Source organism: Actinosynnema sp. NPDC023794 (genome assembly GCF_040639675.1).
Classification (GTDB): Bacteria; Actinomycetota; Actinomycetes; order Mycobacteriales; family Pseudonocardiaceae; genus Actinosynnema; species Actinosynnema luteola.
The window spans coordinates 222,702-230,406 of record NZ_JBFAFR010000014.1; the positions used below are offsets into that span (position 1 = coordinate 222,702).

Below are 7,705 nucleotides of genomic sequence, written 5' to 3' on the forward strand. Positions count from 1 at the left end.
GCGTAGTTCGGGCGGGCGGTCGCGGCGATCGGTTTCCGCCGGGTGACACCGGCTCCGGTCGGTCCGGTCGGGTCCTCTCGGGTGCGCGCGGTTCGGGGGTTCTCGGCACCGGGCTTGAACCTTTCTCGCGCTCAGGCCACCGTGGTGACATGCCGTCCACGGTGAAGAACGCGACGTTGCTGTTCCTGGGACGCACCATCGTCCGGGCCCAGGCCCTCCTCGGCGATCCCGCCGCCCGGCTGCTCGGGGAGAACCCGACCAGCGATCCCTACCCGGTGTACGAGTCGGTGCGCCGGCAGGGCGTGCTGGTGAAGACGAAGATGGGGCTGTACCTCACCGCCTCGCACGAGCTGTCCTCGCGGTTGCTGCGCGATCCCGGGTTCGGGCCGCTGTCCGCGGGCGCGCTGTCGCCGGTGGACTCGTCGGTCCAGCTCGACGGACGGCGGCTGGTGAACCCGGTCGAGGAGTCGTTCCTGGTGCTCAACCCACCCGACCACACGCGGTTGCGGCGGCTGGTCGCGCCCTGGTTCACGCCGCGCGGTCTGCGCGCGCAGGCGGCGACCGTGGAGCGGGTGGTCGACGAGTACCTGGACGAGGTGGCGGACCGGCGGACGTTCGACCTCGTCGGGGACTTCGCGGCCAGGGTGCCGATCCAGGTGATCGCCGACCTGCTCGGCGTGCCGGGCGCGGACCACGCGACCTTCGCCCGGTGGGGCAGCGCGTTGGTCAACGCGCTCGACGGCGTGCGGGACCTGCGCGGGTTGAAGGCGCTGCAGGAAGCGCTGCGGGAGTTCGAGGCGTTCCTGGACGACCTGATCGCGCACCGGCGGCGGCACCCTGGCGGCGACGACATCGTGTCCGCGTTGGTGGCGCACGACGACCTGACCCGCGAAGACCTGATCGCCACGACGGAACTGCTGCTGGTGGCCGGGTTCGAGACCACGGTCAACCTGATCGGCAACTCGGTGCTGGAGGTGTTGGGGCACCCCGAGGTCCGCGAGCGGTTGCTCGCCGACCCCGGCTACGCCGACGCCGTCGTGGAGGAGACGCTGCGCCACGACCCACCGGTGCAGTACACGGTGCGGGTGCCGTTCGAGACGACCGAGGTCGCCGGCACGCGCCTGCCCAAGGGAACCCCGATCATGCTGATGCTGGCGGCGGCCAACCGCGACCCGGCGGTGTTCGCCGATCCGCACCGGTTCGACCCCGGTCGCGCGGACGTGCGGGAGCACCTGGCGTTCTCGTCCGGGATCCACTACTGCCTCGGCGCCGGGCTGGCCCGGATGGAGGGCGCGGCGGCCCTGCGCGGCCTGTTCCGCCGGTTCCCGGACCTGAGAGCGGCGGGCCGCGTGCACCGCCGTCCGTCGCGCGTCATCCGGGGTGCGGCGAGGCTTCCGGTCACCACGGGCGTGAAAAAACAACACCCGATCGTGGAAACCATCAGCTGAGCCTCAGGAATGTGGTGCATGCTGTACTCGCGCGTCGACCCGCCGCACCGCCGCCGCGGCGGGTCGTTGCGCCCTTTCCGCACTATTGCGGACTTTTCCGGCCACCCACGTGTTCTTTGGCGTCGTGGTCCTGCCGGGCCCGCTCGACTTTCTCCAGGTTCACCGCCGACCACTCGGCCAGGTGCGCGAACAACGGCGCCAGGCTCCGCCCGAGTTCGCTGATCTCGTACTCCACGCGGGGCGGCACTTCGGCGTGGTAGGTGCGCTCGACGAGCCCGTCGCGCTCCAGTTGCCGCAGCCGCTGCGTGAGCACCTTGGGCGTGATGGTGGTGATGCGGCGCGACAGCTCCACGAACCGCTGCCGCCCGAACTCGTTGAGCGCCCACAGGATCGGCGTCGTCCAGCGGCTGAACACGAGGTCCACCACCGGCGCGATCGGACAGGCCTGCTCCGGGTCGACCGCCGCCCGGCTTGTGCCACTGGTCACAACAGGCCCCTTCCGCCATTACTTTCCTCTAGGTACCTACTATATCCAGGACAGTAACTTTCCCCGGGCAAGCGAAACTCGACCTACGGGGAGTGATCATGATCGTGGTGACCGGGGCGACCGGGAACGTCGGCCGGACGCTGGTGCGGGCGCTGGTCGAGGCGGGCGAGCAGGTGACCGCCGTGTCACGCGGGGTCTCGGCACGGGACCTGCCCGCGGGCGCGCGCCACGTGCGGGCCGACCTGACCGAGCCGGAGAGCCTCGAGCCGGCGTTCGACGGCGCTACCGCGCTGTTCCTGCTGACCTCGGGCGACTTCACGACGAACGGCGGCGACGGGACCGTGCTCGGTGACGTGCTCGACCTCGCCCGCGCCGGTGGCGTCGAGCGGGTCGTGCAGCTGTCGTCGCAGGGCGTCGGCACGGGGCGGCACTCGCCGGAGCTGGAGGAGGCCGTCACGCGGTCGGGCCTGGCGTGGACCGTGCTGCGGCCGGGCGGTTTCGCCTCGAACAGCTACGCGTGGGCCGGGACGATCCGCGAGCAGCGGCTGGCCGCCGCGCCGTTCGCCGACGTGGCGCTGCCCGTCATCGACCCGGACGACATCGCCGAGGTCGCCGCCGTGACGTTGCGCGGGGCGGGCCACGCCGGTCGGACTTACGTGCTGACCGGGCCGGCGGCGGTCACGCCGCGGCAGCAGGTCGCGGCGATCGGGGACGCACTGGGCGAGCCGGTGCGGTTCGTGGGGCTGAGCCGTGCCGAGGCCAAGGCCGCGATGACGGCGTTCATGCCCGAGGTGATCGTGGACACCACCCTCGACATCCTCGGCACGCCGACCGCCGACGAGCGTCGGGTGAGCCCGGACGTCGACCGGGTCCTCGGCCGCCCCGCCCGCTCCTTCGCCGACTGGGCCGCGCGCAACGCGGCGGCGTTCAAGTGAGAGCCCGGTGAGGGGCGTGCGCCGCGCCCCTCACCGAGCGGCACCTCAGTCGACGCCCCGCATCAACCGGTGGATGGACTTCGTCGCGACGACCAGCGCCACACCGAGGCCGATCGCCACCGCGCCGAGCACGCCGAAGTACGCCACGGCGTTCTCGTCGCTGTAGAACCGCACCACGATCGCGCCCACGCCCGAGCCCGCCGCCGTGGCCAGGAACCACAGGCCCATCGTCTGCGAGGCGAACGCGCGCGGCGCGAGCTTCGTCGTCACCGACAGGCCCACCGGCGACAGCAGCAACTCGCCGCACGTCATGACCAGGTACATCAGCACCAGCCACAGGAAGCTCACCCGCACCGACGGGTCGCCCTGGCTGGCGATCATCATCAGCAGGAACGACAGGCCGACCAGCAGCAACGCGTAGGCGAACTTGCGCGGCGTCGAGGGCTGGCGCTTGGCCAGCTTCACCCACAGCAGCGCGAACAGCGGCGCCACCGCGATGATCATCACCGGGTTGATCGACTGGATGAACGACGGCGGGAACACCCACCCGAGGAACGAGTTGTCCACCCTGGTGTCGGCGAACGCGGCGATCACCGTCGCGCTCTGCTCGAACAGCAGCCAGAACATCGCCGCCGCGATGAACAGCGGGATGTAGGCGATCACCCGCGACCGCTCCACCGGCGCGGTGCGCGGGCTGCGGATCATCACGGTGAAGTAGCCGATCGGCAGCAGCACCGACAGCAGGCTGATCAGGTTGATCACGCCCTCCGCGCCGAGCACCCCGAGCACGACCAGCAGCGCCACCACGGCCACCGAGCCGAGGGCCACGCCCACGATCCGACCGATCACCCGGCCGCGCTCCTCGGCGGGCAGCGGGAACGGCGGGGTGGCGGCCGAGTCGCCGAGACCTCGCCGGCCGAGCCGGTAGACGACCAGGCCCAACGCCATGCCGACCGCCGCCGCGCCGAAGCCGAGGTGCCAGTCGTAGGTCTCGCCGAGGAACCCGCACACCAGCGGCGCGAGGAAGCCGCCGAGGTTGATGCCCATGTAGAAGATCGTGAAGCCGGAGTCGCGGCGCGGGTCCTGCCGGTCGTACAGGCCGCCGACCACCGTGGAGATGTTCGGCTTGAGCAGACCGGTGCCCAGCACGATCAGGACCAGACCGGTGTAGACGCCCGCCAGGCCGATCGGCAGCGCCAGCGCGACGTGCCCCAACATGATCAGCACGCCGCCGTAGAACACGGCGCGCTGCCCGCCGAGCACCCGGTCGGCCAGCCAGCCGCCCGCGACGCCGGACATGTAGACCGACGCGCCGTAGATGGCGACCAGCGACAGCGCGAAGCTCTGGTCGAGCCCGAGCCCGCCGTCGGCGGTGGACCGGTACAGGTAGTAGGCGAGGATCGCCTTCATCCCGTAGTAGGAGAAGCGCTCCCACAGCTCGGTGAAGAACAGCGTCGACAGTCCTCGGGGATGGCCGAAGAAGCCCCGCTGCGGGGTGGAGACGGCGCTCGTGGCGCTCACGTGTTCCTCCTGTGTCAACGATGTCACCGTCGGCAGACCGGACCACATTACGCCGTACGGGGGTACGGAATGAAACCCCGATACGTCCGAGTGGCCTATCGCACAGCCTCGGGGTGCGCTCCGGTTCAACGTTTGGTGCACTCGTGGGGTGGATCTGATCGAGGCTCACGGACGCGCGATGACGGAGTTCGACTCGCGGGTGCGCCAAGTGCGCCCCGAGCAGTGGGACTGGGGCACACCCTGCAAGGAGTGGTCGGTCCACGACTTGGTCAACCACCTGGTCCACGAGCAGCTGTGGGCGCCGGAACTGCTGGCCGGCTGCACGATCGAGCAGGTCGGCGACCGGTTCGACGGCGACCAGCTCGGCCACGACCCGCTGCACTCGTGGGTGCTGGCGGCAGCCGCGGCGCGCGAGGCGTGGATCGCGCCGAAAGCGCTGCTCAAGCCCGTGCACTTGAGCTACGGCAAGGCGACGGCGGTCGAGTACGGCTGGCAGATGACGTCCGACCTCGCCGTGCACGCCTGGGACCTGGCGCGGGCGATCGGGGCGGACGACCGGATCGACCCGGACCTCGCCGGGGCGGTGCTGGCGTACGTGGAGCCGAACGCGGAGGCGTGGGCGGCGAGCGGGCTGTTCGACCCGCCGGTGCCGGTGCCCGACAACGCAGACCCGCAGACCAGGCTCGTCGCGCTGCTCGGCCGGACGCCGTAGCGGACGGTCCGGCAGGCGGTCCCGGTGACGGCCGGGCGGAGGACGGTCGGCCAGGTAGTGGCTGGTCACGTGATCGTTGGCGTGATCGCGGTTCGGGTGGTGGCGGGCACCGAGGGGAGAGCCCATCGGAGGCTCTCCCCCACGGCCTCTTCCTTGGCACGGGCGGGGCCCCCGTGACCAAGCCTCGTCGCGCACGCCCCGCCCCGCGCAGCTCCCCGACTACGCGGGACGGGGCGCACCTCCCCCTCGCGGCGTGCGTAGCCCCCGACAGTCGACGCACAGGCCATTGATAGCCCTCGGACGTTGTCAGCGGTCGGTGGGCGATGCCCTGACAACATTTCCCGGACAACGACTCGGGCCCCTCCGCGTGGTGCGGCGGGGCCCGAACGGCGCCGAACAGTGCTGGTGGGGTCGCTCAGGGACCGGTGACGCCCGGCTCCCAGCTCTCCGGTCGGCCGCTCTCGGTCAGCAGCAGCTGCCAGTCGCCGAAGCCCATCGGCGCGTCGTGGTGCCACGGGAACTTGCCGTCCGCGGTCGGCAGGATGATCTGGAGGGCGGCGAAGTCGCCCTTGCCGTAGAGCAGGAACGCGCTGCCGAAGAACTCCGGGTAGAAGCCCTTGAAGACGCGCTCGAACGTGACCGGCACGCCGCCCAGGAAGTCGTAGTAGAGCCGACCGGGCACGAACCGCTCGCCACGCCTGGCGCGGTCGACGTACGCGCGGATGAGCACCTGCGCGTGCTCGGGCGGCAGGCCCAGGACCACGACCTCGGCGACGCCGAACCGGCGCCACGCGCCGACGGAGAACGAGTAGCCGGCGCCTTCGTCGTCCTCGGGCACGGTGACGACGGCGTGACCGTGCTGCTCGGCCTGCGTCAACAGCCAGTTGCGCAGGTTGATGTCCTGGACGGAGGGGGCGGAGGGGTTCGACACCCGGCCATTGTGCCCGTTGCCGGCGTCAACCCCGCATAAGCGCGGCCACGACGTGCCCCGGACGGACGACAGGTCACGACGGCGACGGCCCCGTGGCGGCAGCTGCCGCCACGGGGCCGTCGGGTTCAGGGCGGGCCCTGAGGTCGGATCCGGAGGCCGGGGCTCAGTCGACCTCGGCCATCACCTCGTCGGAGACGTCGAAGTTCGCGAACACGTTCTGCACGTCGTCGCAGTCCTCGAGCGCGTCGATCAGCTTGAAGATCTTCCGCGCGCCCTCGGCCTCCAGCTGCACGGTCACCGACGGCAGGAAGTTCGCCTCCGCCGACTCGTAGTCGTACCCGGCGTCCTGGAGGGACTTGCGGACCGCGACCAGGTCACCGGCCTCGGACACGACCTCGTAGCTCTCGCCGAGGTCGTTGACCTCCTCCGCGCCCGCGTCGAGCACGGCCATCAGCACGTCGTCCTCGGACAGGTCGCCCTTCGGCACGATCACCACGCCCTTGCGGGTGAACATGTAGGCCACCGATCCCGGATCGGCCATCGAGCCGCCGTTGCGGGTCATCGCGGTGCGGACCTCGGACGCGGCCCGGTTGCGGTTGTCGGTCAGGCACTCGACCAGCACCGCCACGCCGTTGGGGCCGTAGCCCTCGTACATGATGGTCTGCCAGTCCGCGCCGCCGGCCTCCTCGCCACCGCCGCGCTTGCGGGCGCGCTCGATGTTGTCCAGCGGCACGGAGTTCTTCCGCGCCTTCTGGATGGCGTCGTACAGGGTCGGGTTGCCGTCGGGATCGCTACCGCCGGTGCGGGCCGCCACCTCGATGTTCTTGATCAGCCGCGCGAAGAGCTTGCCGCGCTTGGCGTCGATTGCGGCCTTCTTGTGCTTGGTGGTCGCCCACTTTGAGTGGCCGCTCATCTTTCCTCCGTCGAATACTCAGCCCGCGGCACGGACCATGTCCACGAAAAGGCGGTGCACCCGCCCGTCGCCGGTCAGTTCCGGGTGGAACGAGGTGGCGAGCACGTGCCCCTGCCGAACCGCGACGATCCTACCGGCGGCCTCTCCCGCGTCTTCCGTTTCGGGCACCCGGGCGAGTACTTCCACGTCCGATCCCGCCGATTCCACCCACGGGGCCCGGATGAACACCGCGTGCACCTCGCCCACGTCGGTGAAGTCGAGTTCGGCCTCGAAGGAATCGACCTGCCTGCCGAACGCGTTGCGCCGCACCACGATGTCGAGCCCGCCGAGCTGGTGCTGGTCGGGCCGGCCGTCCAGGACGCGGTCGGCCAGCAGGATCATCCCGGCGCACGAACCGTAGGCGGGCATGCCCTCCTTGATCCGGGCGCGCAGGGGTTCGAGCAGGTCGAACGTGGCGAGCAGCCGGCTGATGGTCGTCGACTCGCCGCCCGGCAGCACCACGCCGTCGACCTCGGCCAACTCCTCGGGCCGGCGGATCGGGCGGGCGAGCACGTCGGCCTCGGCCAACGCGACGAGGTGCTCACGGACGTCGCCCTGGAGGGCGAGGACACCGACGACGGACACGGCTGGATTTCCTCCTAGGTGAACTGCCACCAGCCTAGGTGCTCTCGCCCCTGGTGGTGGAGACGACCACCGGGGCCATGTGGACGATGATCGTGCTCGGCGCACTGATCGCCAACGACGGCCTCGCGTCGCTC

The 7,705-nt window shown here is 70.9% G+C and carries 8 protein-coding genes; 3 read left to right on the forward strand and 5 right to left on the reverse strand.

What is annotated here, in order from left to right; genetic code table 11:
• The first annotated feature begins 149 nt into the window (after window positions 1–149).
• The gene (locus tag AB0H12_RS26805; RefSeq protein ID WP_499626352.1) at window positions 150–1,448 is read left to right on the forward strand and encodes a cytochrome P450; all 1,299 of its coding nucleotides are present in this window, start codon (window positions 150–152) and stop codon (window positions 1,446–1,448) included.
• 82 nt (window positions 1,449–1,530) lie between these two features.
• Here the strand turns inward: AB0H12_RS26805 and AB0H12_RS26810 are convergent, their stop codons facing one another.
• Complete coding sequence (locus AB0H12_RS26810) at window positions 1,531–1,935, reverse strand: winged helix-turn-helix transcriptional regulator (RefSeq protein ID WP_499626354.1); 405 nt, start codon at window positions 1,933–1,935, stop codon at window positions 1,531–1,533.
• A gap of 98 nt (window positions 1,936–2,033) precedes the next feature.
• On the opposite strand from AB0H12_RS26810, the gene AB0H12_RS26815 reads away from it, so the two are divergent.
• Complete coding sequence (locus AB0H12_RS26815) at window positions 2,034–2,870, forward strand: NAD(P)H-binding protein (protein WP_499626356.1); 837 nt, start codon at window positions 2,034–2,036, stop codon at window positions 2,868–2,870.
• 45 nt (window positions 2,871–2,915) lie between these two features.
• On the opposite strand, the gene AB0H12_RS26820 is transcribed toward AB0H12_RS26815, so the two are convergent.
• Entirely contained in the window at window positions 2,916–4,391 is a 1,476-nt protein-coding gene (locus AB0H12_RS26820) for a peptide MFS transporter (RefSeq protein ID WP_499626358.1), read from the reverse strand.
• A gap of 178 nt (window positions 4,392–4,569) precedes the next feature.
• Between AB0H12_RS26820 and AB0H12_RS26825 the strand changes: the two genes are divergently transcribed.
• A complete protein-coding gene (locus tag AB0H12_RS26825) occupies window positions 4,570–5,103 on the forward strand; it encodes a TIGR03086 family metal-binding protein (protein WP_499626360.1) in 534 nt (177 codons plus the stop codon).
• 415 nt (window positions 5,104–5,518) lie between these two features.
• On the opposite strand, the gene AB0H12_RS26830 is transcribed toward AB0H12_RS26825, so the two are convergent.
• The 3 genes from AB0H12_RS26830 to pdxT form a co-directional block, all read right to left on the reverse strand.
• Window positions 5,519–6,034, reverse strand: a complete 516-nt coding sequence (locus AB0H12_RS26830) for a DUF4262 domain-containing protein (RefSeq protein ID WP_499626362.1) — start codon at window positions 6,032–6,034, stop codon at window positions 5,519–5,521.
• A gap of 163 nt (window positions 6,035–6,197) precedes the next feature.
• The gene (locus AB0H12_RS26835) at window positions 6,198–6,947 is read right to left on the reverse strand and encodes a YebC/PmpR family DNA-binding transcriptional regulator (protein WP_230565635.1); all 750 of its coding nucleotides are present in this window, start codon (window positions 6,945–6,947) and stop codon (window positions 6,198–6,200) included.
• An 18-nt stretch (window positions 6,948–6,965) separates the two neighbouring features.
• Window positions 6,966–7,571: a pyridoxal 5'-phosphate synthase glutaminase subunit PdxT gene (gene pdxT, locus AB0H12_RS26840; RefSeq protein ID WP_143192976.1), complete on the reverse strand. Its 606-nt coding sequence runs from the start codon at window positions 7,569–7,571 to the stop codon at window positions 6,966–6,968.
• Window positions 7,572–7,705: the final 134 nt, after the last annotated feature.

Bases quoted from the DNA above. Each gene is read 5' to 3' on its own strand.
- AB0H12_RS26835 (WP_230565635.1), bottom strand. From the start codon at position 6,947: ATGAGCGGCCACTCAAAGTGGGCGACCACCAAGCACAAGAAGGCCGCA.
- AB0H12_RS26805 (WP_499626352.1), top strand. From the start codon at position 150: ATGCCGTCCACGGTGAAGAACGCGACGTTGCTGTTCCTGGGACGCACC.
- AB0H12_RS26825 (WP_499626360.1), top strand. From the start codon at position 4,570: ATGACGGAGTTCGACTCGCGGGTGCGCCAAGTGCGCCCCGAGCAGTGG.
- AB0H12_RS26815 (WP_499626356.1), top strand. From the start codon at position 2,034: ATGATCGTGGTGACCGGGGCGACCGGGAACGTCGGCCGGACGCTGGTG.